The 25,372-nt window shown below is 62.6% G+C and carries 25 protein-coding genes; 7 read left to right on the top strand and 18 right to left on the bottom strand.

Going from position 1 to position 25,372, the window contains the following annotated elements:
- Positions 1–92: 92 nt before the first annotated feature.
- The 13 genes from ACU8YE_RS01990 to ACU8YE_RS01930 form a co-directional block, all read right to left on the bottom strand.
- Positions 93–368, bottom strand: a complete 276-nt coding sequence (locus ACU8YE_RS01990; RefSeq protein ID WP_446927997.1) for a glutaredoxin family protein — start codon at positions 366–368, stop codon at positions 93–95.
- Positions 365–1,876 (bottom strand): DegQ family serine endoprotease, encoded by a 1,512-nt coding sequence (locus ACU8YE_RS01985; RefSeq protein WP_316868713.1) that lies wholly within the window; start codon positions 1,874–1,876, stop codon positions 365–367. The genes ACU8YE_RS01990 and ACU8YE_RS01985 overlap by 4 nt, the downstream gene beginning before the upstream one ends.
- Positions 1,877–1,959: 83 nt before the next feature.
- Complete coding sequence (locus ACU8YE_RS01980) at positions 1,960–3,057, bottom strand: MucB/RseB C-terminal domain-containing protein (RefSeq protein WP_316868712.1); 1,098 nt, start codon at positions 3,055–3,057, stop codon at positions 1,960–1,962.
- 11 nt (positions 3,058–3,068) lie between these two features.
- Positions 3,069–3,701, bottom strand: coding sequence for a sigma-E factor negative regulatory protein (locus ACU8YE_RS01975; RefSeq protein ID WP_232042403.1), 633 nt, complete (start codon positions 3,699–3,701; stop codon positions 3,069–3,071).
- A gap of 107 nt (positions 3,702–3,808) precedes the next feature.
- Positions 3,809–4,408, bottom strand: a complete 600-nt coding sequence (gene rpoE / locus ACU8YE_RS01970; protein WP_004635646.1) for an RNA polymerase sigma factor RpoE — start codon at positions 4,406–4,408, stop codon at positions 3,809–3,811.
- 601 nt (positions 4,409–5,009) lie between these two features.
- Entirely contained in the window at positions 5,010–6,242 is a 1,233-nt protein-coding gene (fabF, locus tag ACU8YE_RS01965) for a beta-ketoacyl-ACP synthase II (RefSeq protein ID WP_232042402.1), read from the bottom strand.
- A 113-nt stretch (positions 6,243–6,355) separates the two neighbouring features.
- On the bottom strand, positions 6,356–6,595 hold the full coding sequence (acpP, locus tag ACU8YE_RS01960) for an acyl carrier protein (protein ID WP_004635650.1): 240 nt from the start codon (positions 6,593–6,595) through the stop codon (positions 6,356–6,358).
- 185 nt (positions 6,596–6,780) lie between these two features.
- The gene (gene fabG / locus ACU8YE_RS01955; protein ID WP_045204394.1) at positions 6,781–7,530 is read right to left on the bottom strand and encodes a 3-oxoacyl-ACP reductase FabG; all 750 of its coding nucleotides are present in this window, start codon (positions 7,528–7,530) and stop codon (positions 6,781–6,783) included.
- 14 nt (positions 7,531–7,544) lie between these two features.
- Entirely contained in the window at positions 7,545–8,474 is a 930-nt protein-coding gene (fabD, locus tag ACU8YE_RS01950; RefSeq protein ID WP_446927996.1) for an ACP S-malonyltransferase, read from the bottom strand.
- Positions 8,475–8,506: 32 nt separating this feature from the next.
- Positions 8,507–9,487: a beta-ketoacyl-ACP synthase III gene (locus ACU8YE_RS01945; RefSeq protein WP_446927995.1), complete on the bottom strand. Its 981-nt coding sequence runs from the start codon at positions 9,485–9,487 to the stop codon at positions 8,507–8,509.
- A gap of 36 nt (positions 9,488–9,523) precedes the next feature.
- Positions 9,524–10,585: a phosphate acyltransferase PlsX gene (gene plsX, locus ACU8YE_RS01940; RefSeq protein ID WP_446927994.1), complete on the bottom strand. Its 1,062-nt coding sequence runs from the start codon at positions 10,583–10,585 to the stop codon at positions 9,524–9,526.
- A gap of 190 nt (positions 10,586–10,775) precedes the next feature.
- Positions 10,776–10,955 (bottom strand): 50S ribosomal protein L32, encoded by a 180-nt coding sequence (gene rpmF / locus ACU8YE_RS01935; RefSeq protein ID WP_003268823.1) that lies wholly within the window; start codon positions 10,953–10,955, stop codon positions 10,776–10,778.
- A 116-nt stretch (positions 10,956–11,071) separates the two neighbouring features.
- Complete coding sequence (locus ACU8YE_RS01930; protein ID WP_440816735.1) at positions 11,072–11,608, bottom strand: YceD family protein; 537 nt, start codon at positions 11,606–11,608, stop codon at positions 11,072–11,074.
- A gap of 192 nt (positions 11,609–11,800) precedes the next feature.
- Here ACU8YE_RS01930 and ACU8YE_RS01925 point away from each other — a divergent pair, with 192 nt between their 5' ends.
- Positions 11,801–12,397 (top strand): Maf-like protein, encoded by a 597-nt coding sequence (locus ACU8YE_RS01925; protein ID WP_260804249.1) that lies wholly within the window; start codon positions 11,801–11,803, stop codon positions 12,395–12,397.
- 3 nt (positions 12,398–12,400) lie between these two features.
- A complete protein-coding gene (locus tag ACU8YE_RS01920; RefSeq protein ID WP_316877933.1) occupies positions 12,401–13,132 on the top strand; it encodes an SAM-dependent methyltransferase in 732 nt (243 codons plus the stop codon).
- Positions 13,133–13,137: 5 nt separating this feature from the next.
- On the opposite strand, the gene ACU8YE_RS01915 is transcribed toward ACU8YE_RS01920, so the two are convergent.
- From ACU8YE_RS01915 to ACU8YE_RS01900, 4 genes are read right to left on the bottom strand one after another with little or no spacing between them, the layout of a single operon-like run.
- Positions 13,138–14,250, bottom strand: a complete 1,113-nt coding sequence (locus ACU8YE_RS01915; RefSeq protein ID WP_446928075.1) for a S49 family peptidase — start codon at positions 14,248–14,250, stop codon at positions 13,138–13,140.
- 39 nt (positions 14,251–14,289) lie between these two features.
- A complete protein-coding gene (locus tag ACU8YE_RS01910; RefSeq protein ID WP_260804251.1) occupies positions 14,290–14,691 on the bottom strand; it encodes a Rieske (2Fe-2S) protein in 402 nt (133 codons plus the stop codon).
- Entirely contained in the window at positions 14,684–15,343 is a 660-nt protein-coding gene (locus ACU8YE_RS01905; protein ID WP_322016455.1) for an HAD-IA family hydrolase, read from the bottom strand. The genes ACU8YE_RS01910 and ACU8YE_RS01905 overlap by 8 nt, the downstream gene beginning before the upstream one ends.
- Positions 15,324–16,358 carry an RluA family pseudouridine synthase gene (locus ACU8YE_RS01900; RefSeq protein WP_446928074.1) on the bottom strand — a complete coding sequence of 345 codons (1,035 nt, stop codon included), beginning with the start codon at positions 16,356–16,358 and terminating at the stop codon, positions 15,324–15,326. The genes ACU8YE_RS01905 and ACU8YE_RS01900 overlap by 20 nt, the downstream gene beginning before the upstream one ends.
- Before the next feature lie 736 nt (positions 16,359–17,094).
- On the opposite strand from ACU8YE_RS01900, the gene ACU8YE_RS01895 reads away from it, so the two are divergent.
- The 5 genes from ACU8YE_RS01895 (at position 17,095) to ACU8YE_RS01875 (ending at position 23,803) form a co-directional block, all read left to right on the top strand.
- Positions 17,095–20,118, top strand: a complete 3,024-nt coding sequence (locus tag ACU8YE_RS01895) for an Rne/Rng family ribonuclease (protein WP_446927993.1) — start codon at positions 17,095–17,097, stop codon at positions 20,116–20,118.
- Between the two features lie 184 nt (positions 20,119–20,302).
- Complete coding sequence (gene moaA / locus ACU8YE_RS01890) at positions 20,303–21,424, top strand: GTP 3',8-cyclase MoaA (RefSeq protein WP_446927992.1); 1,122 nt, start codon at positions 20,303–20,305, stop codon at positions 21,422–21,424.
- A 20-nt stretch (positions 21,425–21,444) separates the two neighbouring features.
- Positions 21,445–22,059: a molybdenum cofactor guanylyltransferase MobA gene (gene mobA / locus ACU8YE_RS01885; protein WP_232042391.1), complete on the top strand. Its 615-nt coding sequence runs from the start codon at positions 21,445–21,447 to the stop codon at positions 22,057–22,059.
- 33 nt (positions 22,060–22,092) lie between these two features.
- The gene (gene moeA / locus ACU8YE_RS01880; protein ID WP_446927991.1) at positions 22,093–23,373 is read left to right on the top strand and encodes a molybdopterin molybdotransferase MoeA; all 1,281 of its coding nucleotides are present in this window, start codon (positions 22,093–22,095) and stop codon (positions 23,371–23,373) included.
- 151 nt (positions 23,374–23,524) lie between these two features.
- Positions 23,525–23,803 (top strand): hypothetical protein, encoded by a 279-nt coding sequence (locus ACU8YE_RS01875; RefSeq protein WP_004635681.1) that lies wholly within the window; start codon positions 23,525–23,527, stop codon positions 23,801–23,803.
- A gap of 84 nt (positions 23,804–23,887) precedes the next feature.
- On the opposite strand, the gene rmuC is transcribed toward ACU8YE_RS01875, so the two are convergent.
- Positions 23,888–25,372, bottom strand: a complete 1,485-nt coding sequence (gene rmuC, locus ACU8YE_RS01870) for a DNA recombination protein RmuC (protein WP_343619086.1) — start codon at positions 25,370–25,372, stop codon at positions 23,888–23,890.

Genomic DNA, 25,372 nt, shown 5'->3' with positions numbered 1-25,372 from the left:
AAAATCGTGCAATGCAAAAATCGGCGCTAACAGGCGATTTTACCGGATTTCAGAGGGCTTCCCGCGCCTCTTTTTGCGGCAGCGGCGTTGCGTCAGGTCGGCGCCGTCTGTGCTGCAAGCCACGCCTGCACTGCAGGCACATCGAGAAAGTAGTGACACAGCTCACGCGCGTCTTCGGGCGTTGCCTCTGGGGCACCCGTCATCAGCACGGGGACCAGCTCGTCAAACCGCGCTTCCAGCGCTGGATCGCTGTCGACGTCCACCTCGTGCACCACAAAAGAAAAACCGCGCCGGAGCAGTTCCAGCGCGTTCTTCATGTCGTCGCACAAATGGCAATACGTGCGCCCGTAGAGCGTCAACTCAATCACTGGCCGCTACCTGAACGGGCCGCACTCGGGCGCAGCGTCACCACCTGGGTCGCATCGCCACGGCGTACAAACACCGCAATCATGCGGTTTTTGTCGAGCTTGGCGACCACCTCGTTGAACTGCTTGGCGCTAGACACATCGGTATCACCGACGCGCAGAATCAGGTCACCCGGTCGAATGCCGACACGCGCCGCCGGCCCTTCAGAGACCTGCACTTCAACGCCGCTCTTCGTCTTGAACTCGCGACGCGCGCCGTCAGACAAGTCGGCCACCACCAGTCCCAGCGCATTCGGCTTCCCCGGGCCCTGCTGGCTGTTATCAGGCTGCGCGCCCTTGGTGCGCTGCGCCACCTTGGTATCGGCCTGCAACTCGGCGACCGTCACAGTCAGATCACGCGTCGCGCCCTTGCGCCAGACCTGCACCGTAGCGCGCGTGCCCGGCTTGGTCTCGCCGACTTGGCGCTGCAAGTCTCCGGCCTTCTCGACATCGCGGCCGTTGTACTTCAAGACGATGTCACCGGCCTCGATACCGGCCTTGTCCGCCGGACCGCCCGATTCGACATTGCCGACATAGGCGCCGCGCGCACGGCCCAGACCCAGCGACTCCGCTGCGTCCTTCGGCACGTTGTCGATTGCTACACCGATGCGGCCACGTGTCACGCGCCCTGTCGCCTTCAACTGCTCAGCCACACGCATCGCTTCGTCGATCGGAATCGAGAACGAGATGCCCATGTAGCCGCCGCTTTGGCTATAAATTTGGTTGTTGATACCGATCACCTCGCCTCGCAGGTTGATCAGCGGGCCGCCCGAGTTACCTGGGTTGACGGCCACGTCAGATTGGATGAACGGCAGGTAATCGCCCGTATCGCGCCCCTTGGCGGACACAATGCCGGCCGTCACCGTATTGTCCAGACCGAACGGCGAACCGATTGCGAGCACCCACTCGCCCACGCGCACCTTGTCGGAATCACCGAGCTTCAGGCTCGGCAGACCGCCCGCTTCAACCTTGACGAGTGCCACATCGGTACGCTTGTCCAGGCCAATCAGCCGGGCCTTGTACTCGCGCTTGTCGATTAGCGTGACATAGATGGTTTCCGCACCTTCCACTACATGCGCGTTGGTCAGGATGTAGCCATCGCCCGAGATGATGAAGCCAGACCCAACACCACGGCTTTGCTCTTCTTCCTGTTGCGGCGGCGCGTTGCGGCGCTTCTGGCCCTGCCCAGGCATGCCCGGCATCGGTACCCCGAAGAAGCGGCGGAAAAATTCGGCCATGTCGTCATCGTTCGGACCACCCTGCTGCATACGGACCTTCTCGGTTGTCCGAATGTTGACGACAGCGGGGCTCACCTTCTCGACCAGATCGGCAAAATCGGGGAGGCCATACGTGCCCGTAGCCACGCTACCCGTGGCGTTCTGTGCGTGGGCCGGCGCCAGTGCGCTCCCAACCGCCACAGCAGCGGCAACGCACAAAAGACGCAAGGCGTGAACGGATCGAGCGGTACGCATGAAAGCTCCCCGGAACAAGAACAGATAGAGAAATGGCATTGCGCGATCACGTCGCGCATCCAAGACAGACGCCGGCTCTGTGGCTACTGCGGCGAGCTTGCCGGCTTGTTGGTCGCGTTGGCAGACACCGGCTTGTAGTCGACTGCTGCGCCAAACTGCTTGATGGTAGCAAATGGGACTTCGCCCACGACCGTCAGCCAGAAATCGGCAACACGTCGCACCATCACATGGGTAGCGCCCTGCGAGATAAAGCCTTCGCGGCGCGTACGCTTTTCAGAGACCGGCTCGATAAAGAGCGACAGGCCTGCCAACCCGTCACTAAACACGACCTGCTGGACTTCGAAACCGGAGCCGTGCTTGCCAGCCGGCGCAATATCGCCCAGCGGACGACGCACCTCACGGATCTTCTGAAAACCCTTGACGGGGTTGCCAATCGTCCAACCTTGCTCGGCCAGGTTGGTCGGCTGGGTCACGATCTCATATTGATTCCAGCCGCTCAGGTTCTTGAGCGCATTGACGATCTTCTGCTTTTCCGACGGCACACCCAACTCAACTTGCGAGAAGGCAACCTGTTCAAGCACCTTGCCGTCTTCACCAATGGTCTGAGCGCGCATCAATAAACCACTGTTGCGCTCGGCCCAGATTCGGTAGGCATAACGGTAGCCGTCCTTCGGATCGAGCTGGAAGACTTCGCAATCCATGCCTGCGACACGCTCGGCCTGCAGGTGGCGCATGTCGTATTGATCAAGCACATCGCCATTGGTGGTGGCGAGCAACGCGGGAAAGCTGTCCTTGTGCTCCTGCTTCTCGGTCACAACGAGTTTGACGTCGTAAATCAGATTCCGGACGACGTCATTGTGGCGCAGCATTTCTCGCTGCTTGCCGTCCAGCGCTTCGACGCGCTCGTACTCGTTGTTGAAAAGATCAGCGTAATGCTGGATGCGGGTGGAATGCATGCCGTTGCCGCGCTGATACGTCAGCGTGCCGACATAGTTCTGCTTGAGCGCTGCGCGATGGATTTTTGCTAGCCAGGAGGCGGCCTCCTTGCGCGGCATGGGATCGGGCTGCGGCTGCGCAGCTGTCGCCAGCGCCGAAACACACAGAAGAAGAAAAATCGACCGACGAACGGCCTGAAGCTTGCGGGCGCCTGCCCCGGCAACGGGGTGCCACACCTTCGACATGGATGCCCGCATTATTCCTGATTGGAGTCCTGGGTGTTCGCCACCCCATTGGCCACTGCACGCAGATACGGAACCACCATACCGTTGGTCGCTGATTGCCGGTGGGCGCTCAGGTACTCATCCAGACGGGCGTCGCGAATCATCGGCGTATTGTCAGTTGCCGCAACCGTCAGTGCCTGTGCACCAGCAGCTTGCGTCGCTTTGGCGACCAAAGCGGGAGAGCCGTCTGCGCCATCAGCAGGACCGCGCAATTGCGGCACGACGACCCAGCTAACGGCCGCCACCGCCGCTGCCACGGCGGTCGTAGGCATGATCCGGCGGACCCAAGCAGGGCTGACCAGGAAGCGGTGCCTCTCTTGAGTTTTGGCGCGCTGCGCCACCGCCGGCACCAGCAGATGCGGTTCGGCGTCGAGCTTGGCCGAGAACCGGCTGAGGAAATCTTCAGAGGAACGCGTGTTCAGCAGATCTTCCGACCGGAGCACATCGCCGATCAGTTGATATTCGCGCCAATGCCCCGCGCCCTCGCCATCCTTGGCAAGTTCCACGGCAGCCGACGCCTCGTGCGCAGCGACTTCACCGTCCATCAAGGCAGAGATGCGTTGTGCGAACTCCGCTTCTGCCGTTTGCAATTGAGCCTGACCCATTTCCCGACCCCAAAAACTCCAACGTCCAATCAACGATCCGAGAGAAGACTTCCCGAGGTTTCACCGTTCGCAGCCGCATGCGGCCGCCGGCTTGTCATATCGGCTGGCTACCACCGTTTGCCCTCCACTGTTCCCAGCAGGGGGCGCAATTTCTCGGCAATCGCCTCGCGCGCCCGGAAGATGCGGGACCGGACCGTGCCGATCGGGCACTCCATCGCTTCAGCGATTTCCTCATAGCTCAGACCCTCGATCTCCCGGAGTGTTATTGCGGTCCGCAATTCCTCGGGCAGCGCTTCCATCGCACGGTTGACCGTTTCGGCCACCTGCTTGGTGTGCAGCATGGAGTCCGGCGTATTGATATCCCTTAGTAGCTCACCGTCGGCAAAAGTTTCAGCCTCTTCGGTGTCGATGTCGCTGGACGATTCCGGGCGCCGTCCCTGAGTCGCCAGGTAGTTCTTGGCCGTATTGACGGCGATGCGATACAGCCACGTATAGAACGCGGATTCCCCCCGAAATTGGGGCAACGCACGGTATGCCTTGATAAAGGCATCCTGTGCCACATCCTCGACTTCGGCCGGGTCACGGATCAGGCGAGAGACGAGCCGAATGATCTTCCGGTGGTACTTGACCACCAGCAGCTCAAACGCTCGCTTGTCGCCTTGCTGGACGCGCTCGACGAGGATCTGGTCGGCTTCGCGTTCGCTCACGGATTCTTCACCTGCAGTGTATCGCCTTGAGTTTTTGTGACTTGGAAACGTTGTATTTTACCTACGACACACCGGACACCTGGGAGGCCACCCGCGGAGGCCCCAGGCGCAACAGACTTCGCATACGACGTAGCGTCCTGGCGGAAAACCACGGCGGCATCAGCACAAAAATCTGCGGACACCACCCCCGACGCGCGACACCAAGGACCAAGATGCGCTCTCCGAGTGGCCACGACCATAACAGAGGCGCATTTTGGATCGCTTCTGGCGCTTTCAATCGGACTTGCCATACAGCTTGGCCGGGCTCTCCGTCTTGTTTGAGACGAGCGCGCCACATCAGTTCCATCGCAAGCGGCGAACGGTTCACCATCAAAGGAAGGCAAGCTGCCATCGCCAACCCGCTGATGACGCCCCATGTAATCCAAGGCAATGCGGCGCCCCACGTTTTGATCGCCCAGCAAACAACCGAGCAGACAAGGGCAGCCATGCCAAATCGAGTGATCGCGCACAATCGCCGATACGACGCTGGAAAGACAATGTGCTGGACAACCAAGGGAAAAAACGAAGCGGCACGCGCCGTAAGGCTACGTGCCGCTCTGCCTTATGGGCGCTTGAACACCAGCGTACCGTTCGTCCCGCCGAAGCCGAAGTTGTTCTTCACGGCCACGTCGATCTTCATGTCACGCGCGGTGTTGGCGCAGTAATCGAGATCGCACTCGGGATCCTGGTTGAAGATGTTGATGGTCGGCGGCGACACCTGATTGTGCAGCGCCAGAACCGTGAACACCGACTCCAGACCGCCCGCCCCACCCAGCAAGTGGCCGGTCATGGATTTGGTGGAATTCACGACAACCTTGCTTGCATGATCACCGAATGCCGCCTTGATGGCTTCGGACTCGTTCTTATCGCCCAGCGGCGTGGACGTGCCGTGCGCATTCAGATAATGGACCTGATCCGCATTCATGCCTGCATCACGCAGTGCATTAAGCATGCAACGACGTGGGCCGTCCATGTTCGGCGCCGTCATGTGGAACGCGTCCCCGCTCATGCCGAAGCCTGCGACTTCCGCGTAGATCGTGGCGCCGCGTGCCTTGGCCGATTCGTACTCCTCCAGCACCATCACACCCGCACCCTCGCCCAGGACGAAGCCATCACGGTCCTTGTCCCAGGGGCGCGACGCAGTAGCCGGATCCTCATTGCGCGTGGACAGCGCACGGGCTGCGGCAAAGCCGCCGATGCCGAGCGGCGACACGGTCGATTCGGCACCGCCGGCGACCATCGCGTCAGCATCGCCGGCCTGGATCAGGCGCGCGGCCAGGCCAATGCTGTGCAGACCCGTCGTGCAAGCGGTGACGGCTGCCAGGTTCGGGCCCTTCAAGCCGAACATGATGCTCAGATGGCCAGAGATCATGTTGATGATCGAACCCGGCACAAAGAACGGCGAAATCCGGCGCGGGCCACGATCAACGTAGGTCTGGTGCGTTTCTTCGATCATCGGCAAACCGCCGATACCCGAACCCACCAGCACACCGATGCGCTCCGCATTGGCTTCAGTCACTTCCAGCCCGCTGTCCTTCAGCGCTTGCACGCCGGCAGCGATGCCGTAATGGATGAAGGTATCCATGTTGCGGGCTTCCTTGGCCGGGATGTAATCCTCAGCGTTGAAGCCCTTCACCTCACCCGCGAAATGCACGGCCAGGTTCGACGGATCGAATTTGGTGACGGTGGCGATCCCGGACTTGCCGGCGACCAGATTGGCCCACCCCTCGGCGACCGAGTTCCCTACCGGAGAGACCAGCCCCAGGCCGGTTACCACTACGCGACGACGGCTCACTATGCTTTCCTGCAACTCTGTATCAGCGACAAAGGCCACAGAAAACGCGCCACCCGGTCAAACCGGACAACCGCCCTTTCTGTGGCCCGCGATGTCAAGAGATCGATTGACGCTTACGCCTTGACGTGGGCGGTCGCGTAATCGATGGCTTGCTGCACCGTGGTGATCTTCTCGGCTTCTTCGTCCGGGATTTCCATACCGAACTCGTCTTCCAGAGCCATCACCAGCTCAACCGTATCGAGCGAATCCGCGCCCAGATCGTTCACGAACGACGATTCGTTCTTGATGTCTGCTTCGGCCACGCCGAGTTGCTCTGCAACGATCTTCTTAACGCGTGCGTCGATGTTGTCCATTTAACCCTCCAGGGAAGTATTCGACAAAAAGTGCGCGCATTCTAGCAGGTTTGCGCGGCGAAAAACCGCGCCGGAATCCATGCAAAAAATGCGCCCAACATGATGCTAAAAGCCAGTTAAATCGGCGATCGCGCGGGATTTTGTACATACGCAAAGCCCGCACACCCGCCGCCGGGACGGCTTCCTTATCCCATGTACATGCCGCCATTGACGTGCAGCGTCGAGCCCGTAATGTAGCCCGCCGCCGGTGACGCCAGGAAGGCAACCGCGCTGGCGATGTCCTCGGGCGCGCCGAGGCGGCCCAGCGGAATCTGCGCCTTCAGCGCGGTATGTTGCTCTTCCGACAGGACCTTCGTCATGTCGGTATCGATAAAGCCCGGAGCGATGCAGTTGACCGTGATGTTCCGGCTACCGATCTCGCGGGCCAGCGCTCGAGCCATACCTTCCACGCCAGCCTTGGCCGCTGCGTAGTTCGCCTGCCCCGGGTTGCCGGCAGAGCCGACGACCGAAGTGATGTTGATGATGCGGCCACCGCGCGCCTTCATCATCGGGCGCAACACGGCGCGCGACAGTCGGAACACAGCCGAGAGGTTCGTGTCGATGACCGACACCCACTCTTCGTCCTTCATACGCATCGCAAGGTTGTCCTGCGTGATGCCGGCATTGTTGACGAGGATGTTCAGGCCACCATGCGTTTTGATGGTTTCGTCGATGACCGCCTCGCAGCGCGCCGCATCATTCACGTTGAGCACCACACCCGAACCCTTCACGCCGGCTTCGGCAAAGTACGCGGTGATGGCTTGCGCGCCGGCTTCCGACGTGGCCGTACCGACCACCGTCGCACCTTGGCGCGCCAGTTCCAGCGCAATGGCGCGGCCGATGCCGCGCGAAGCACCGGTGACGAGAGCAACCTGATTGTTCAATGCTTGGGTCATACGAATCCCGTTGATTATTTGAGTTGGCCCAGCACGGCTTCCAGCGACGCCGCATCGAAGATCGCGTCGCCGACAATCTCGCCATCGATACGTTTGACCAGACCGGCCAGCACCTTGCCCGGCCCGCACTCGACCACGCGGGAAATGCCGTCGGCCTTCATCTTCTGGACCGTCTCAACCCAGCGTACCGGCGATGCTGCCTGGCGCACCAGCGCATCCTTGATGGCGGCGGGGTCGTTCAGCACAGCCACATCCACGTTATTGATGACGGGGATCACCGGGGCATTGACCGTCACGCTGGCGAGATACTCGCGCAAACGATCCGACGCCGGCTTGAGCAGCGAAGAGTGGAACGGCGCCGACACCGGCAGCGGCAGCGCCCGCTTGGCGCCCTTGGCCTTGGCGATTTCACAAGCCTTCTCGACGGCCGCCTTGGCACCGGCGATCACCACCTGGGCAGGCGCGTTGAAGTTCACGGCTTCGACCACACCCGCGACGGAAGCTTCGGCGCATGCTGCGCGCACGTCGTCGTCCGACAGACCGAGAATCGCAGCCATGCCGCCCTCGCCCACCGGCACGGCTTCTTGCATCGCCTTGGCGCGGAAACGCACCAGCGGTACAGCGTCTTTGAACGCGATGGCGCCAGCGGCGACCAGCGCCGAATACTCGCCAAGGCTATGGCCGGCCACGACGGTCGGCGTTGGGCCGCCGGCAGCCTGCCATGCACGATAGACGGCAACCGCTGCCGTCAGCATGACGGGCTGCGTGTTGGCCGTCAGGTTGAGTTCTTCTGCCGGTCCTTCGGCGATCAGTTTGCCGATGTCCTGGCCCAGCGCGTCGGACGCCTCGGCCAGCGTGGCCGCCACGGCGGGATGATCGGCAAACGCATTGAGCATGCCGACCGATTGCGAACCCTGGCCGGGGAAGACGAAAGCGAATGTCATGGCTCGTATTGTTCGTTCTGGAAATTCGTCGATCAGAAGCGCAGCAGCGCGGCGCCCCAGGTAAAGCCGCCGCCCACGCCTTCGAGCATCACGTGCTGACCGCGCTGGATACGGCCGTCGCGCACAGCAACGTCGAGCGCCAGGGGAATCGAGGCAGCCGATGTGTTGCCGTGCTCGTCGACGGTCACGATCAGGCGCTCGTTCGAGAGGCCTAGCTTCTTGGTCGTGCCCTGCATGATGCGGATGTTCGCCTGGTGCGGGATCAACCAATCGACTTCCGAGGCATCGAGCTCCGCTGCCGCCAGTGCTTCACGGGCAACCTTGTCGAGCACCGTGACGGCCAGCTTGAAGACAGCTTGACCATCCATGTACAGGAAGGCGCTGCCTTGAATTGCACCTGCCGCAACGTTGCCCGGCACGCACAGGATGTTGGCGTGGCTACCGTCAGCATGCAGCGCAGTCGACAGGATGCCCGGCTCCTCAGAAGCCTGCAGCACCACGGCGCCAGCGCCATCGCCAAACAGCACGCAAGTGGTGCGGTCGCTGAAGTCGATGATGCGCGAGAAGACTTCCGAGCCAATCACGAGGACGTTGCGGTACGCACCCGAGCGGATAAATTTGTCGGCGATCGCCAGCGCGTAAACGAAGCCGGAACACACGGCCTGCACGTCGAACGCAGGGCAGCCGTTGGTGATGCCGAGCTTTTGCTGCACCAGGCAAGCTGTGCTCGGGAACACGAAATCCGGGGTGGATGTCGCCACCAGGATCAAGTCGAGCTCGGAACGATCGATACCGGCGGCTTCGATCGCACGCTCAGCTGCCTTTACTGCGAGGTCACTGCACGTAACATCAGGTTCGGCGAAATGACGCGCCCTGATGCCGCTGCGCGAGACGATCCATTCGTCGCTCGTCTCAATACCCTTCTCGGCCAATTGGGCAGCCAGTTCGTCATTGGTGACCCGCTTGGGCGGCAGGTAGCTGCCCGTACCGATGATCCTTGCGAAACGTGTCATGTGCGGTGGGGTAAATCTCTCTCGGGAGCGACGCGTTCAAGCAGCGTCAGCAGCCGGAGTGGAAGTGGAGACCGGCGCAGCGCCCGCTGCGTCATGGTGCGATTCGAACGCCTGCGCAATGCGGGCGATCACGCCGTTAGCCGCAGCGTCGTAGGCACGCTTGATGGCCCACTCGAACGCGTAGGCATCGGCCGAGCCGTGGCTCTTGATGACCAAACCACGCAGGCCGAGCAGCGCGGCGCCATTGTAGCGCCGATGGTCCACGCGTCGTTTGAAACGCGTCAATACCGGCAGCGCCACGACGGCGAGCAGCTTCGTGAACCACGAGCGGCTGAACTCCTGGCGCAGCATCTCACCGATCATTTTGGCTAGGCCTTCGGTGCTCTTGAGCGCCACGTTTCCGACAAAGCCGTCGCAGACGACAATGTCGGTCGTGCCCTTGAAGATGTCGTTGCCTTCAACGTTGCCGAAGAAGTTCAGGTCGGAAGCTCGTAGTAGCTCGCCCGCCTGCTTCACGACCTCGTTGCCCTTGATGACTTCTTCGCCGATGTTCAACAGCCCGACCGTCGGGCGAGGCTTCTGCTCAACCACCGACACCATCGCCGAGGCCATCTGCGCGAACTGCAGCAGGTGCTCGGGCTCGCAGTCGGCGTTGGCGCCAAGGTCCAGCACGGTGGTGCCGGCACCTTTCTCGTTCGGGATGGCGGTAGCGATGGCCGGGCGGTCAATGCCGTCCAGCGTCTTGAGAACGTAACGCGACACCGCCATCAATGCGCCGGTATTACCAGCGGAAACGCACGCCTGAGCTGCGCCTTCCTTGAGTTGATTGATGGCCACGCGCATTGAAGAATCTTTCTTCTTGCGCAGCGCCACCTCGACCGGATCGCCCATCGACACCACCTCGGAGGCGGGAACGATGTGAACACGCGGGTTCGCGGTAGCGTGGAGTCGCTTGAGTTGCGCCGCGATGGCATCGGACTGCCCGACGAGCAGCATTTCGACGTCTTCGTGCGCAGCGAGAAAATGGATCGCTGCAGGGATTGTCACGCCAACGCCGTGATCACCACCCATGCAGTCGATGGCAAGCTTGATGGTCATGCGAGTCTGAGTTGCGGTTTCACGTGCGGCTCCGGCCGTTGGCGCGCGTATGGTACACAAACCCGTACACGCATTGCCGAATTTCGCTCAACAAAAAAGCGGCAAATTGGCTTGCCGCTTTTTCGCTTGCATCATGAACCTGTGCGTTCAGACCAGCCCAACACGCTTGCCAGAAAACTGGCAAATCGCATCAGTCGTTCTTGGTCTTCACAACCTTGCGGCCGCGATAGTAGCCGTTCGGGCTCACGTGGTGACGCAGGTGCACTTCGCCGGTGGTCGGCTCGACAGCGATCGGGGCCGTCGTCAGGAAATCGTGCGAACGATGCATGCCGCGCTTGGACGGCGACTTCTTGTTTTGTTGAACAGCCATGACTGACTCCTAAGCAATTTGATCAATTTTATCACATCACACGGAGCCGGAGCGTAGCCATTCCGGTAGGCGTGTGAAACGTACTGCCATCAGCGCGCGCGAATGTTCGCGCACGCCTAATGTTTGGTCTTCAGATTGGCCAGCACCGCGAACGGCGATGGCTTCTTTTCAGCTTCAGCCTCTTCCGGCAGCACCTCATCCGGGCAGACTGTATGACGCGGCGACACCGGCAACGTCAGCAACAACTCATCTTCGATCTGCGTGATCAGATCAAAGCTGCGCGAGCCGACGATGACATCGGCCTCATCGTCATCCAGCGGAGCAGCGTCGGCCTCGGCTTCCGAGCGCATGACCTCAAGGCGCGTGCGCACCGGCAGAGGTTGCTCGTAGGCTTTGAGGCAGCGCTGGCATTGCAGCCAGACCACCCCATCCACTTCCAGATCCACGAAGAGACGCTGGCGGGGCAACTGGCCGGCGGTAGCCTCCTCGCGCACCAGACCCTGCAGGTGCCAACGGAACTGCGTGTTGGCGTCAGCCGGGGCATCGGCGGCTTGCTCGGCCAGCAGGCGGGGCATATCGGTCAGATGGACCGTGCCGCTTGCTGACTCACCCGCGCGAATGAACGCGAAAAGATCGAATGCACGAAAATCCACGAATCGAACCTGCTATACGCGTTGCTGTTGGTGCGCGAACCGGATTGACCGCCCTGCAGCGCCCGACACCTTGCGCCTGGGCGCTCGGTTTGCGACACTGCGCGGCCAAACCGCGAAACGCGGGATTATAGCGGGCAGAAACCTCTGGCGTCAAAAGGTTTTGCTCAAAATCCACTGCATCTTCAAGCACTTATGACTTCTGCATCGCGTCCGCCGTTGATTCTCGCCTCCAGCTCGCCATATCGGCGGGAATTGCTTGAACGCTTGCGCCTGCCGTTTGAGATTGTGGTGCCGAACATTGACGAGACCCCCGCCCCGGACGAATCGCCCGATCAGACCGCCCTGCGCCTGGCTCGGCAAAAGGCGGAGAAGGTCGCAGCAGACCATCCCGGTGCGCTGGTCATTGGCTCCGATCAGGTCGCCACGCTGGACGGCAAGCAAGTCGGCAAACCCGGTGATCACGCCCGCGCACTGGCGCAATTGCACTGGATGCGTGGACGCACCGTCACATTTCATTCAGCGTTGTGCCTGTACGACGGGCGAACCGGGCAACACCAGAGCGAGGACATCCGCACGCTGGCGACCTTCCGCGATCTTTCCGATGAGGAATTGGACGCCTACTTGCATCTGGAACACCCATACGACGTTGCGGGAAGCGCCAAATCAGAGGGCTTGGGCATCGCGCTGCTCGAACGCGTAGAGTCGTCGGACCCGACCGCGCTGGTTGGTCTGCCGCTGATCGCCCTGACCGGCATGCTGCGCAACGTTCACTACCCGCTCTTCGCCTGAACCATGGCCGGTACGCTTTACCTCATTCCAAATACGCTGGGCTCGCGCGATGCAACTGACCCGCTGCCTGACGTGATTCCGGCCGGCGTTCAGCAAATCACCGCGCGACTCGATTATTTCGTCGCCGAGCATGCCAAGACCGCACGCGCGCTGCTGAAGAAGCTGGCCGAGACCACGCCGCTGACGCGCCCACTGCAGGAAATCACAATCCGCGAACTGAACGTCAAAACGCCCGAGTCGGAACTGGAAGCACTGCTGGCGCCGGTGGTTGCCGGCCAGGACGCGGGGCTGATGTCGGAGGCCGGTGTGCCGGCGGTGGCCGATCCCGGCGCGAATCTTGTGCGACTTGCGCACCGACGCGGCGTGCGCGTAAAGCCGCTGGTGGGGCCGAGTTCGATTCTGCTGGCGGTGATGGCGTCCGGCTTGAACGGCCAGAGCTTTGCGTTCAACGGCTATTTGCCCGTCGATGCCGCGGAGCGAAAGACCAGGCTGCGCGCGCTGGAGCAGCTTTCACGCTCCGCAGGCCAAACACAGGTGTTTATCGAAACGCCTTACCGGAATGGCGCGTTGCTCGAGGCCATTCAGGCCGGCTGCGCGCCAAGCACGCTGCTCTCGATCGCGGTGGACCTGACGCTGCCCGAGGAGCAAGTCGTCACACTGCCGGTGAGCGACTGGCGCGCCGACCGCATGAACCTGCACAAGCGGCCGGCAATCTTCTCGCTGCTCGCGCGATAGCGCGCTTATTCCTTCATCAAGAGCTTGAGCTGGCCCGTAGCGGCCAGCGCCTTCACAGCGCCCGCGCCCATCGCCGTGCCAAGCTTGCGTGCCACGCGCGAGGCGAAGTTTTCCTTGACGGTGTAGTCGACCACGTCCGGCGCTTTGATGACGTTGCGAGCAACGAAATCCGAGCTGCCGATCGCATCAGCCAGGCCGAGATCCACAGCCTTGGCGCCCGTCCAGAACAGGCCGGTGAACAACGTCGGGTCGTCCTTCAAACGGTTGCCGCGCCCCTGTTTCACCACATCGATGAACTGCTGGTGCACCTGGTCCAGCATCTCCTGCGCATACTGTTTCTGCTGGGGCGACACGGGCGAGAACGGATCAAGCATGCCCTTGTTCGAACCGGCCGTGAGCAAGCGGCGCTCCACACCCACCTTGTCCATCAGACCGGTAAAGCCGAAGCCGTCCATCAGCACGCCGATCGAGCCGACAATGCTGGCCTTATCGACATAGATTCTGTCAGCAGCGGCGGCCACGTAATAACCGCCTGACGCGCACATCTCTTCGACAACGACGTACAGCGGAATCTTCTTGTACTTGGCGCGAAGACGGCGAATTTCATCGTTGATCATGCCCGCCTGCACTGGCGAGCCGCCCGGCGAATTGATCTTCAGGATCACACCGACGGTGTTGTCGTCTGCAAACGCAGCCTGCAACGATGCATTGATGTTTTCAGCGCTGGCGTTTGTGTTGGCTGCAATTTCGCCGTCGAGCGTGACAACCGCCGTGTGGCGGCCCGTGCTGACGGTTTCGCCTTCGAGACTGGCGAATGCGTAAATAAGCACCCCGATCAGACCCAGCGTCACGAAGCGGAAAAAGATGCGCCAGCGGCGCGCGGCGCGCTGCTCACGGACAGTTGCCATCAATACCTTTTCGAGCACCTCGCGCTCCCAGCCACCGGCCTGTGCAGATGCAGCTGGCCCAGATGCCGATGCGGACTTGCATGCAGGCGAGTTGCGCAATTCGGCTTCGAGCGGATGATCAGCGTGCTGCGTGACTTCCAGCGCTTCTGGTTTGCCTGCACCCTCGTTGGGGGCGTCGTCGGGCCCTTTCGGCGGAATCGAGTCGGTCATAGACAAGGAGAAAAACGGTCGAGAAGGAGAACTGCGCTACTAGGCAGAAGGTGTTGGTTCCGGCGCGGACACGGGCGCGCGGAATAGCGCATCCGGCTGCCACCAGACTGCGCCGTCGCGCTCAGCCACCTCAAGCTTGGACAAATGCGAGCCCCGGCAAGGTCCGCCGACGCACCGACCAGTATCTGGCTCGTAAATGGCGCCATGCGTCGCGCACATTAGATACAGGCCCGAGCTTTCAAAGAACTGGCCTTCCTGCCAGTCCATTTCCATCGGCACGTGCGCGCATTGGTTCAGATAACCGTGAACGCCGCCCGCATAACGGACAACAAACGCGCTGATGAGCCGTCCGCGCACCTCCACCTGAAATCGGACACCCAGGCCTCCATCTTCCAGCGCAGCGCTTTCGCACACGCGAATCTGTTCAGCCATCTCAGGCATGTTGCGTCAGCCAGTTGTGTAAATCGGGGACCGACTTGGCGCTATACAGCGGTGCAAGCGAATCCAGCACATCAGCAGGATGCGCGCCGTATGTGACGGCGACGCCAGCGGCGCCTGCATTGGCGGCCATCTGCAGGTCGTGCGTCGTGTCGCCAATCATCACGGTGCGCTCGACCTCCATGCCGAGGTCGCGCGTCAGTTCGAGCAGCATCGCGGGGTGCGGCTTGGAGAACGTCTCATCGGCGCACCGCGTGTTGTCGAACACGCCCGTCAGATTCGTCGCTTCCATCGCACGTTGCAGGCCAACGCGGGATTTGCCCGTCGCCACAGCCAGCAGATAGTTCTGGCTGCGCAGTCCCTCCAGCATTTCACGCACGCCGGGAAACAGCACAAGGTGGGCGTCTCGGCTGAGGTAATGGAAGCGATACCGGTCCGCCAGCTTGCCGTAATCGGCAGGATCGAGCGTCGGGACGGCATATTCGAGGGCATCCCGCAGGCCCAGGCCAATCACGTGGCTCGCCCGTGTATCGTCGGGCACCGGCAGATCAAGATCCCGGCATGCGAGCTGGATCGATCGGGTGATGGCCGATGTCGAGTCCATCAACGTGCCATCCCAATCGAACACGATCAGATCAAAGCGCTGCTGCGGCATCGGAATCGGGGCTCTGGAAAGCGTTGAGGAAATCGGCGCACTCGGAGGGCAACGGCGCATTGAACGTGACGGTTTCACCGCTTTGCGGATGCGTCAGCTGCAGGCGATGCGCATGCAAGAACATCCGCGCCAGTCGTGGCGAAGCATTCGCACGTGACAGCGCCTTGTTCAGGGCGAAATCGCCGTACTTGTCGTCGCCTAAAATCGGAAAACCGGCATGCGCAAGATGCACACGAATCTGGTGCGTGCGCCCCGTCTTCAGTTCAGCCTCCAGCAAGGTGTATGGGCCAAACACGCCGACCTTGTTGAAGATCGTGTGCGACGCCTGCCCATCGGCCTGCACGCGCACGCGGCGCTCGCCTTCCGGGGTGGTGTATTTGTGCAGCGGCGACTTGATGTGTTGGCGCTTGTGGGGCCAGACGCCTTTCACGGCCGCAAAGTACCGTTTATCCAATTGACCTTCACGGATCTGCTCATGCAGCGCCACCAGCGCAGACCGCTTTTTGGCGAGCAGCAAAACCCCCGACGTTTCGCGGTCGAGGCGGTGCACCAACTCCAGAAACTTCGCCTCCGGGCGCGATTGGCGAAATTGCTCGATCACCCCGAACGCCACCCCGGAGCCGCCGTGAACGGCCACCCCGGCGGGCTTATCGATCACCAACAGGTGTGTATCTTCGTGAAGGATCTTGAATTCGGCCGCCGGGACCGCGCGCGGGGCTTCGGCCTGCTGGGCGATCCGAAGTGGCGGAATGCGGACCAGATCACCGAGCTTCAGACGGTATTCCGCGTCAATACGGCCTTTGTTAACGCGCACCTCGCCGGAACGCAGGATGCGGTAAATATGGCTTTTGGGCACGCCCTTGGCCACGCGCATCAAGAAATTATCGATGCGCTGCCCTTCTGCGTCCTCGCCGATTTCAACATAGGCGACCGACTTGCCGTCGAGTGCATCGCCGAGTGAGCCACGTCCGGCCTGTTGAATGCGGCCATCAAATGGATGGCGTAACTCATTCATTTTCAATATAATTTTCTCGCTGGACAGTCGTTAAGGCGCCAGCAACAGCCGGTCGGAACGAAACAACAGGTATTGTACACAGCCACCGTTTCGATCCGGAACGCGCCGATCTCTCGCCCACTTGTGTTACAAAGCTAATCACGTGGCCGACTAATCGGCACGAAAGCAGCACGCACCGCTGTCCCACCGCGCAGGACGTGAACCAAAGATCACGTCGGCAACGTCGGCCAGCGTAGAACGAGCAGCTGGTAGAACAGAATTCAAAGGCGGGCGCCACATGGTCATCCATACGGCGCCCGCTTGGTGAAAGAAGCCCTTGCCGCACCAGATTGGTGCCGGCCGGCTGAACATCCGGTTACCGCGTTGCCATGGCGGTCCGGCGGCAAAACTCCAAAAAGCAGCACGCCGCCCGATTTGCCCCGCCGCGGGTTTCGTCCGGACAGGCCGTCCGTCAATTCGCTCTTTGTGGTCGCTTCACGCGACTCGCCGCCGCCGGCCCGCCTGCACATGCATCGGGCCCGTGGCACGAGTGACAGGACGCGCAACTGGACGCCAACCGCGTCCGCGGACTCCGCCCTGCCATCCATGATGACGCGTGGAATGCCCTCATTTCTTTCGCCCGTGCCCCGTCGCGCCTTTTTTGTTGGCCGACACCTTGGCAATTCGTTGACCACCCGCTCCGCCTTTGCGTGCTCCATGAAGCGCCGTGCTTGCACGGCATTGGAGTGAGGTTGCAATGAAACGCATGTTGTTCAATGCGACGCAGCAAGAAGAACTGCGCGTCGCCATTGTCGATGGTCAGAAACTGATCGACATCGACATCGAGACCGCCGGCCGCGAACAGCGCAAAGGCAATATCTACAAGGGTGTCATCACCCGTATCGAGCCGTCGCTGGAAGCGTGCTTCGTCAATTACGGCGAAGAGCGGCACGGTTTCCTCCCCTTCAAGGAAGTCGCCCGCGCCTATTTCAAGGATGGGGTGGACGTGCGCGGTGCGCGCATCCAGGACGCCCTGTCCGAAGGCCAGGAACTGATCGTCCAGGTTGAAAAGGAAGAACGCGGCAACAAGGGCGCAGCCCTGACCACGTTCATCTCGCTGGCCGGCCGCTACCTGGTGCTGATGCCGAACAACCCGCGCGGCGGCGGTGTGTCGCGCCGCATCGAGGGCGAAGACCGCCAGGAACTGCGCGAGACGATGGCGCAACTGCAAGTGCCGGACGGCATGAGCATCATCGCCCGCACCGCCGGCATCGGCCGCTCGGCTGAAGAGCTGCAGTGGGACTTGAACTACCTGATGCAGCTGTGGAAGGCCGTTGATGGCGCTGCCGTCGACAACAAGGCCCCGCTGCTGATCTATCTCGAATCCAGCCTGGTGATCCGCGCGATTCGCGATTACTTCCAGCCGGATATCGGTGAAATCCTGATCGATACGGACGACATCTACGATCAGGCCCGCGCTTTCATGAGCGTGGTGATGCCCGACAACATGAATCGGGTGAAGAAGTACCGCGACGACGTTCCCCTGTTCTCGCGCTTCCAGATCGAACACCAGATTGAATCGGCGTACTCGCGCATGGTCATGCTGCCCTCGGGTGGCGCCATCGTGATCGACCACACAGAGGCGCTGGTCGCCATTGATGTGAACTCGGCGCGTGCCACCAAGGGCGCCGATATCGAGGAAACCGCCGCGCGCACCAACCTTGAGGCTGCCGACGAAATCGCTCGCCAGCTCCGCCTGCGTGACTTGGGTGGTCTGATCGTGATCGACTTCATCGACATGGAGTCGAGCAAGGCCCAGAAGGACGTCGAAACGCGCCTGAAAGACGCGCTGCGCCACGACCGCGCCCGCGTGCAGATGGGCAAGATCAGCCGTTTCGGCCTGATGGAGCTGTCACGCCAGCGCCTGCGTCCGTCGCTGTCGGAAGGCTCGCACGTCACTTGCCCGCGCTGTAACGGCACGGGCCACATTCGCGATACCGAATCGTCTGCCCTGCAGGTGCTGCGCATCATCCAGGAAGAGGCGATGAAGGAAAACACCGCCGCGATCCACTGCCAAGTGCCGGTGGAAGTGGCTGCGTTCCTGCTCAACGAGAAGCGCCCGGACATCAACCTGATCGAGACGCGCTTCAAAGTCAACGTGCTGCTGATCCCGAACAAGCATCTGGAGACGCCGCACTACAAGCTGGAGCGCCTGCGCCACGACGATCCGCGCCTGGACGACGACAAGGCCAGCTACAAGATGGCCGAAGAGGCCGCCAAGGAACTGGAAGCCGACACCGCGTACAGCACCCGCAAGGAAGCTGCCAAGCCGCGCCAGGAAGCCGCCGTCAAGGGCATCACGCCGGACCAACCGGCGCCGGTGTCGGTGCCGCGTGCTGAGCGTCCGGCTCGTACTGAAGCTGCTCCGGCACCGCAGGCTCCGGCTCCGGTACCTGCCCAGGGTGGTTTTGTTTCGTGGCTGAAATCGCTGTTTGGCGCCAAACCGGCCGAGCCGGTGGTGGCCGCGCCCGTCGAAACGCCGAAGCAACGTGCGGAAGAAGGCAACCGCCAAGGCCGTGGCAATCGTCAGGACCGCGGCGGCCGTGGCCAGCGCGGCGAACGTGGTGAGCGCCAAGGTCAGGGCCAGAACGGCCGTGATGGCAACCGCCAGGGCCGTGAGCGCAACGAAGCCCGCGAAGGTCAGCAACAAGTCCAGCGCGAAGGCCAACGTGACGGTCAGCGCGGCAACCGCGATCGCAACCGTCAACCGGCCCAGGTCGAAGGCGCTGTTCGCGAGACGGCTGAAGCCCGTCAGCCGCAGCAAGGCCAGGAAGTGCGTGGCGAGGGCCAGAACCAGGGCCAAGGCCGCCGCGAACGCAATCAGGAACGCCGCGAGCGCCAGCCGCGTGAGGGCCGGGAAGCCCGCGAAGGTCGTGAACCGCGCGAGGCACGTGAAAACCGCGAGCCGCGCGAAAGCCGCGGCGAGCGCGACCAACAAGCCAAGGAAGCCGCAGCCGTGGCCACCGAAGCTCTGGTCGACCAGACTTCCGCATCGCAAGTGCCGCAACCGCTGCTGGACACCGCGGCTCCGGCAGAAGGCTTCGTGGGCGAAGGCGTGACTCCGGGCGTGGAAGGCAACGGTGAAGGTGAAGAGCGCCGCCGCCGTGGCCGCCGTGGCCGCAACCGCTATCGCCGCGACCGCGAGGGTGCGGAAGGCGTCCGTGCGGAAGGTGAAGGCGAAAACGAAGGCGCTGAAAGCGCAGACGAAGCCGTCGCCGAAATGCATGCCGAGCCGGTACTGCCCGCGACCGTGACGGAACCGGTACAGACGACGTCGTTCGCTCCGGTTGAGAACCCGGCTCCGGTGGTGCAAGAGCCGGTGCATGCTGCGGAAGCCGTGGCGCCTGTGTCGGCCCTGCCGCAAGTGCAGCCGACGGAGCCCGCGCTGGCAACGGCTACCGCAGCACCCGCCCCGGAAGCCACGGTGGCAGCACCTCAAGAAGCCATCGTGACGGCGTTTGCCGAAGTGCCGGCTCCGGTCAGCACGATTGCCCAGGCTTCGCCGTTGCCGATCGAGACCCTGCAGAGCGTGCTGGACAACGCCGGCATGACATGGGTCCACACTGACGGTCAGAAGCTGCGTGCTTCGCAGGAAGAAGCTGCGCGCACCGTTACGGCACCGCGTGTGCCGCGCGAGCGCAAACCGCTGCCGCCAGTTCAGCACGGCCCGATGGTGCTGGTCGAGACCAATCGCCCGGCGGGTGGTGCAGACCAGCAGTAAGCAGCACACCGGCGGGTAACCGCCGGGGCAAATACTTGAGGGCGGCTTCGGCCGCCCTTTTTCCTGTGCGCGTTATGTCGAGTATGAAACCCCACCGCCCGCGCGGAACAGGGGCTGCGCTACACTCGAAGCTGTATCGGATGCAACCGTCCCCGCTTCGTGGATTGACGCACCGCACCACGCCATGACCGAAACCGTCATCCCCCTCTACGATCTGCGTGATGGTCAGCACCATCGCGCCACGGTACCCAGCGTGCCCAATGTGCTCGTCCCGGCAGAGGGCAGGCTGACGGACACGCGGGGCCGCCGGCTGCACGATCTGCGCATCTCGGTGACGGACCGCTGCAACTTCCGCTGCGTCTATTGCATGCCGAAAGACGTGTTCGACAAGGACTACCGCTTCCTGAGGCATTCCGAGCTGCTCTCGTTCGAGGAGATCGAACGCATGGCGCGGCTGTTCATCGAGCACGGCGTGGAGAAGATCCGGTTAACCGGCGGCGAGCCCCTGCTGCGCAAGGACATCGAACGCCTGGTCGAAATGCTCGCGCGCCTGACCACAGCCGAAGGCAAGCCGCTGGACCTGACGCTCACGACCAACGGCGCCCTGCTCGCACGCAAGGCGCAGTCGCTCAAGGATGCTGGTCTCAGCCGCGTGACGGTCAGCCTTGACGGCATCGACGATGCGACTTTCCGCCGCATGAACGACGTCGATTTTGCGGTGGGCGAGGTGCTGCATGGCATTGAAGTAGCGCACAAGGTCGGCCTGGCACCGATCAAGGTCAACATGGTCGTCAAGAAAGGCGACAACGATGACCAGATCGTGCCGATGGCGCGCCACTTCCGTGGCAGCGGGATCATCGTCCGCTTTATCGAATACATGGACGTGGGTACGACCAACCACTGGGAAATGCGCTCTGTCGTGCCCTCGGCGGAGGTCGTGAAGCGTTTGTCTTCGGAGTTTGCGATTGAGCCCGTGTCGGCCAACTACAGCGGCGAGACCGCCGAGCGCTGGCGCTACGTTGATGGCACAGGCGAGATCGGCGTGATTTCCAGCGTGACACAGGCGTTCTGCCACGATTGCACGCGCGCCCGGTTATCGACCGAAGGCAAGCTGTATCTGTGCCTGTTCGCCACAGAAGGCTTCGACCTGCGCGCGCTATTGCGCGGCGGCGCGACCGATCTTGAACTCTCCAATGCGATCCGCACGGTCTGGCAGGGCCGCACCGACCGCTACTCCGAACTGCGTGCCAGCGGCAAGGCCCAGCCGGTCGGCCGGCGCATCGAAATGTCCTACATCGGCGGCTGAATCCGCCAGCGTTCAACGACATGATTCCAACATCCGACATCACCGGCCTGATCCTGGCCGGCGGCCGGGGCAGCCGCATGGGCGGCGTCGACAAAGGCCTGCAGACGTTTCGCGGCGCGCCAATGGCGATGCACACGTTGATGCGCCTGTCGCCGCAGGTAGGTCACATGCTGGTCAACGCCAATCGCAACCTCGCCGCGTACGAATCGTTTGGCGTGCCGGTGGTGGCGGATTCGGTGCCGGACTTTGCCGGCCCCTTGGCAGGCATCCTGGCCGGGCTGGAACAATGCCAAACGCGCTACCTGCTGACTGCGCCTTGCGATTCGCCGTTCGTGCCGACCGACCTCGCCGCCAAGCTCTCGCAGGCAATGGACGAGGCCAACGCGCGCATCGCCATGCCGGTGACGATGGAGCCGGATGCGCAAGGTCAACCGCGCCGGCAAGTGCAGCCGGTATTCTGTCTGATCGATACGTTGCTGGCCGACGACCTGATCGCCTATCTGCAAGGCGGCGGCCGCAAGATCGAAACCTGGACCGCGCGCCACGCGACGGTGGACGTGTTGTTTGACGACAGCACCGCCTTCGCCAACATCAACACGCTGGAAGAGCTGCACCATTTGGCCGAGCGCCGCTAGAGCGCCAACACCATCCGATCCCTCATCGACGTCATGACCACCCTCGCCTCTGTCGTTTCGTGCCTGTCCGATTACGATCCGAACGCCCTGCCCGTCGCGCAAGCGCAAGCCATCATGCGCGACTTCGTCCAGCCGGTGACGGGCGTTGCCCGCGTGCCCATTCGCAGCGCGCTGGATCGCGTGCTGGCCGAAGACGTGCTGTCGTCCATCGACGTGCCGGCGCACGACAACTCGGCGATGGACGGTTTCGCCTTTGCCAGCGCGGAACTGGCCGGCGACGCAGGCGAAGTCTCATTGCGCGTGATCAGCACGGCGTACGCGGGCGTCGCCTTTGACGGCGTGCCCAGCGCAGGCGAGGCCGTGCGCGTGATGACAGGCGCCGTCATGCCGACGGGCTGCGATACGGTCATCCCGCAGGAATTCACGCAAGGCGATGCCAATACCGTCCGCTTTGCCCGCGATGCCGTGCGCGCCGGCGACAACCGTCGTCTGCGTGGTGAAGATCTCGCGCATGGCAGCGCCGCGCTGTCCGCCGGCCGTACGCTGCGCCCTGCCGATATCGGCCTGCTCGCCTCGCTCGGCATCGCCGAAGTCTCTGTGCGCCGCAAGCTGCGCGTGGCGTTCTTCTCGACCGGCGACGAGCTGCGCTCCATTGGTGAACCGCTCGACGCCGGCTGCGTGTACGACTCCAACCGCTACACGCTGCACGGCATGCTCTCGCGCCTGGGGGTGGAACTGCTCGACATGGGCGTCGTGCGCGATGACCCGGCGGCGCTCGAAGCCGCCTTCCGCACCGCCGCCGAAAATGCCGATGCGATCATCACGTCGGGCGGCGTCTCCGTCGGCGAAGCAGACTTCACCAAACAGATGATGGCCAAGCTCGGTGACGTGACGTTCTGGAAGATCGCCATGCGCCCGGGCCGGCCGATGGCGTTCGGGCGCATCGCGTCAAATGGCCGCAGCGCGTTCCTCTTTGGATTACCCGGAAACCCGGTGGCAGTGATGGTGACGTTCTATCACTTCGTGCGCGGCGCGCTGCTGCGCATGATGGGCGCCACCGACGCGGGCGCGCCGTTGGTGCCGGCCGTGAGCGCCGCCCCGATCCGCAAGCGCCCGGGCCGCACGGAATATCAGCGCGCGATCGCCGCCCTGAATGACAGGGGCCAGCTCGAAGTCCGCCTCACCGGCCAGCAAGGCTCGGGCGTGCTGCGTTCCATGAGCGAAGCAAACTGCTTCGTCGTGCTCGCCCACGAACAAGGCCAGGTCAACGCCGGCGACGCCGTGCAGGTCCTGCTGTTCGACGGCCTCGTCTGAGCGGCGTGGCGGCAGCGGCTCTTGCGCTGGCTGCAACACGGCATGCTGTCGGTTTTTTGCGTCACCTGCGGGCTGCGGGTATCGGCGCATCGGTCGATTCGCTACACTCTGCGCCAGTTTGATTGTTTCGGATTTGAGCTTGAGCACTGCCATGATGACCAAGGAGATTGCGTATCTTCACCCGGCCCACACCGCACGCGCGCTGGTGCTGGTGTATCTCTGTTTCTCGCTGCCGGTCGTAGGGCTGTTCTTCTTCGTCGGCTTCGTCCGCTACGGTGAACTGCCGACGATTGTTGTGCTCAGCGGCCTGATCCTCAATGCCTTGGTTGGTTTTGGTGCGCTGTGGCTGGCCTGCCATGCCTACAACTGGGTCGCCGAGCGCTTTGGCGGTATCGAGATCCTGTTGCGCGACGTGCCGGAAGAAGCCTGATCGCTTCTGCGCGGTTCAAGAAGAAGGGGCGGAAATATCCGCCCCTTTTCTTTTGCTGATGCCAACGTTCTGTTGGGCGCTGCCTTATTCGGCCTCGGTTTCGTCGTCCTGGGGCACGGTGGTTTCCAACCCCAGCACGCTCTGGGCGGAATCGCTCGGCAGCGCCTCCACCGCCTTGAGCTTGCGGTTCATCTGGCGCGTCCGCACCTCGGCCTGCTCGATGTTGCTGACGGCCCGCTCCAGCGTTTTCTTCGTCGCGGCCAGCACGTCGCCAAATTTTCCGAACTCGCTCTTCACTGCACCGAGCACTTGCCAGACTTCGCTGGAGCGCTTTTCCAGCGCCAGCGTTCGGAAGCCCATCTGCAGGCTGTTGAGGATGGCCGTAAGCGTGGTCGGACCCGCCACCGTTACGCGGAACTTGCGCTGCAATTCGTCCGTCAGGCCCGGACGGCGCAGCACTTCAGCGTAGAGGCCCTCGGTCGGCAGGAAAAGGATGGCGAAGTCGGTCGTGGCCGGCGGCGCGATGTACTTCTCGTGGATGGTCTGCGCCTCCTTGCGTACTGCGACTTCCAGCTCGCGGCTGGCGCTGGCAGCAGCTTCGGCATCGGCACGTTCCTGTGCGTCGAGCAGGCGTTCGTACTGCTCCTTCGGGAACTTGGCATCGATCGGCAGCCAGACCGTTGCATCGTGATCGGCATCGGTTTTGCCGGGCAGGCGTATGGCAAATTCCACGCGCGCGCCGGTGCCGTGCACGGTTTCGACGTTCTTGTCGTACTGCTCGGGCGTGAGCATCTGCTCCAGCAGCATCTCAAGCTGAACTTCGCCCCAGGTGCCGCGCGTCTTCACATTGGTCAGCACCTTCTTCAGGTCGCCCACACCCTGGGCCAGCGCCTGCATTTCGCCCAGACCGCGATGCACCTGTTCCAGCCGATCCGACACCAGCTTGAACGATTCGCCCAGCCGCTGCTCCAGCGTGGCGTGCAGCTTTTCGTCGACCGTGCGGCGCATCTCGTCGAGCTTGGTCGCGTTGTTCGCCTCGATGTCCTTGAGCTTCTGTTCCAGCGTGGCGCGTACCTCGGCCAGACGGCGCTCGTTGCCCTCACCCAATTGCGCGAGCTGCTGCTGCATCGTCTCGCCAAAGCGGCGCAGCGCGTTGCCCTGCTCGTCGCGTGCCTGCTGGGCTTGCTGCTGCAGGTTCTGGCGCACGGCCTCCAGTTGCTGCGTGTTCGTCTCAGTCAGCTTGGTGAGCTGCTGCGCGAACGTGTCGATCTGGTTGTTCTGCAGCGTGGCAACGCTGGTGAGCTGCGTAGCCAGCACCTGCTGAAACTGCCCCAGTTGTTGGGTGACGTCGCTGCGGCCGATGCGGGCCGTCTCGGCAATTTCGCCGCGCAGTTCGCGCTCGATGCGTTCATTACCGCGCGTGAGTTCCCGCATGAGCCCATCTTGCAGTGCCGCGAGCATCGGCGACATATCGTTTTCCGCCGGGCGAGACACGCCGCGCCAGATCAACACACACAGCACAGCCACCACGGCCACGCCCAGCAACGTCAGTAAAGCCAGCCAGTCCAT

Source organism: Ralstonia sp. VS2407, assembly GCF_052950655.1.
The sequence above is the reverse complement of the archived record's forward strand: the minus strand, read 5'-3'. Positions and strand labels throughout refer to the sequence as shown.

Coding starts and splice junctions, on each gene's coding strand:
- ACU8YE_RS01985 (WP_316868713.1), bottom strand. CDS start 1,876: ATGCGTACCGCTCGATCCGTTCACGCCTTGCGTCTTTTGTGCGTTGCC.
- ACU8YE_RS01980 (WP_316868712.1), bottom strand. CDS start 3,057: ATGTCGAAGGTGTGGCACCCCGTTGCCGGGGCAGGCGCCCGCAAGCTT.
- ACU8YE_RS01975 (WP_232042403.1), bottom strand. CDS start 3,701: ATGGGTCAGGCTCAATTGCAAACGGCAGAAGCGGAGTTCGCACAACGC.
- acpP (WP_004635650.1), bottom strand. CDS start 6,595: ATGGACAACATCGACGCACGCGTTAAGAAGATCGTTGCAGAGCAACTC.
- fabG (WP_045204394.1), bottom strand. CDS start 7,530: ATGACCCAAGCATTGAACAATCAGGTTGCTCTCGTCACCGGTGCTTCG.
- fabD (WP_446927996.1), bottom strand. CDS start 8,474: ATGACATTCGCTTTCGTCTTCCCCGGCCAGGGTTCGCAATCGGTCGGC.
- ACU8YE_RS01945 (WP_446927995.1), bottom strand. CDS start 9,487: ATGACACGTTTCGCAAGGATCATCGGTACGGGCAGCTACCTGCCGCCC.
- plsX (WP_446927994.1), bottom strand. CDS start 10,585: ATGACCATCAAGCTTGCCATCGACTGCATGGGTGGTGATCACGGCGTT.
- rpmF (WP_003268823.1), bottom strand. CDS start 10,955: ATGGCTGTTCAACAAAACAAGAAGTCGCCGTCCAAGCGCGGCATGCAT.
- ACU8YE_RS01925 (WP_260804249.1), top strand. CDS start 11,801: ATGACTTCTGCATCGCGTCCGCCGTTGATTCTCGCCTCCAGCTCGCCA.
- ACU8YE_RS01920 (WP_316877933.1), top strand. CDS start 12,401: ATGGCCGGTACGCTTTACCTCATTCCAAATACGCTGGGCTCGCGCGAT.
- ACU8YE_RS01915 (WP_446928075.1), bottom strand. CDS start 14,250: ATGACCGACTCGATTCCGCCGAAAGGGCCCGACGACGCCCCCAACGAG.
- ACU8YE_RS01910 (WP_260804251.1), bottom strand. CDS start 14,691: ATGCCTGAGATGGCTGAACAGATTCGCGTGTGCGAAAGCGCTGCGCTG.
- ACU8YE_RS01905 (WP_322016455.1), bottom strand. CDS start 15,343: ATGCCGCAGCAGCGCTTTGATCTGATCGTGTTCGATTGGGATGGCACG.
- ACU8YE_RS01900 (WP_446928074.1), bottom strand. CDS start 16,358: ATGAATGAGTTACGCCATCCATTTGATGGCCGCATTCAACAGGCCGGA.
- ACU8YE_RS01895 (WP_446927993.1), top strand. CDS start 17,095: ATGAAACGCATGTTGTTCAATGCGACGCAGCAAGAAGAACTGCGCGTC.
- moaA (WP_446927992.1), top strand. CDS start 20,303: ATGACCGAAACCGTCATCCCCCTCTACGATCTGCGTGATGGTCAGCAC.
- mobA (WP_232042391.1), top strand. CDS start 21,445: ATGATTCCAACATCCGACATCACCGGCCTGATCCTGGCCGGCGGCCGG.
- moeA (WP_446927991.1), top strand. CDS start 22,093: ATGACCACCCTCGCCTCTGTCGTTTCGTGCCTGTCCGATTACGATCCG.
- ACU8YE_RS01875 (WP_004635681.1), top strand. CDS start 23,525: ATGATGACCAAGGAGATTGCGTATCTTCACCCGGCCCACACCGCACGC.
- rmuC (WP_343619086.1), bottom strand. CDS start 25,372: ATGGACTGGCTGGCTTTACTGACGTTGCTGGGCGTGGCCGTGGTGGCT.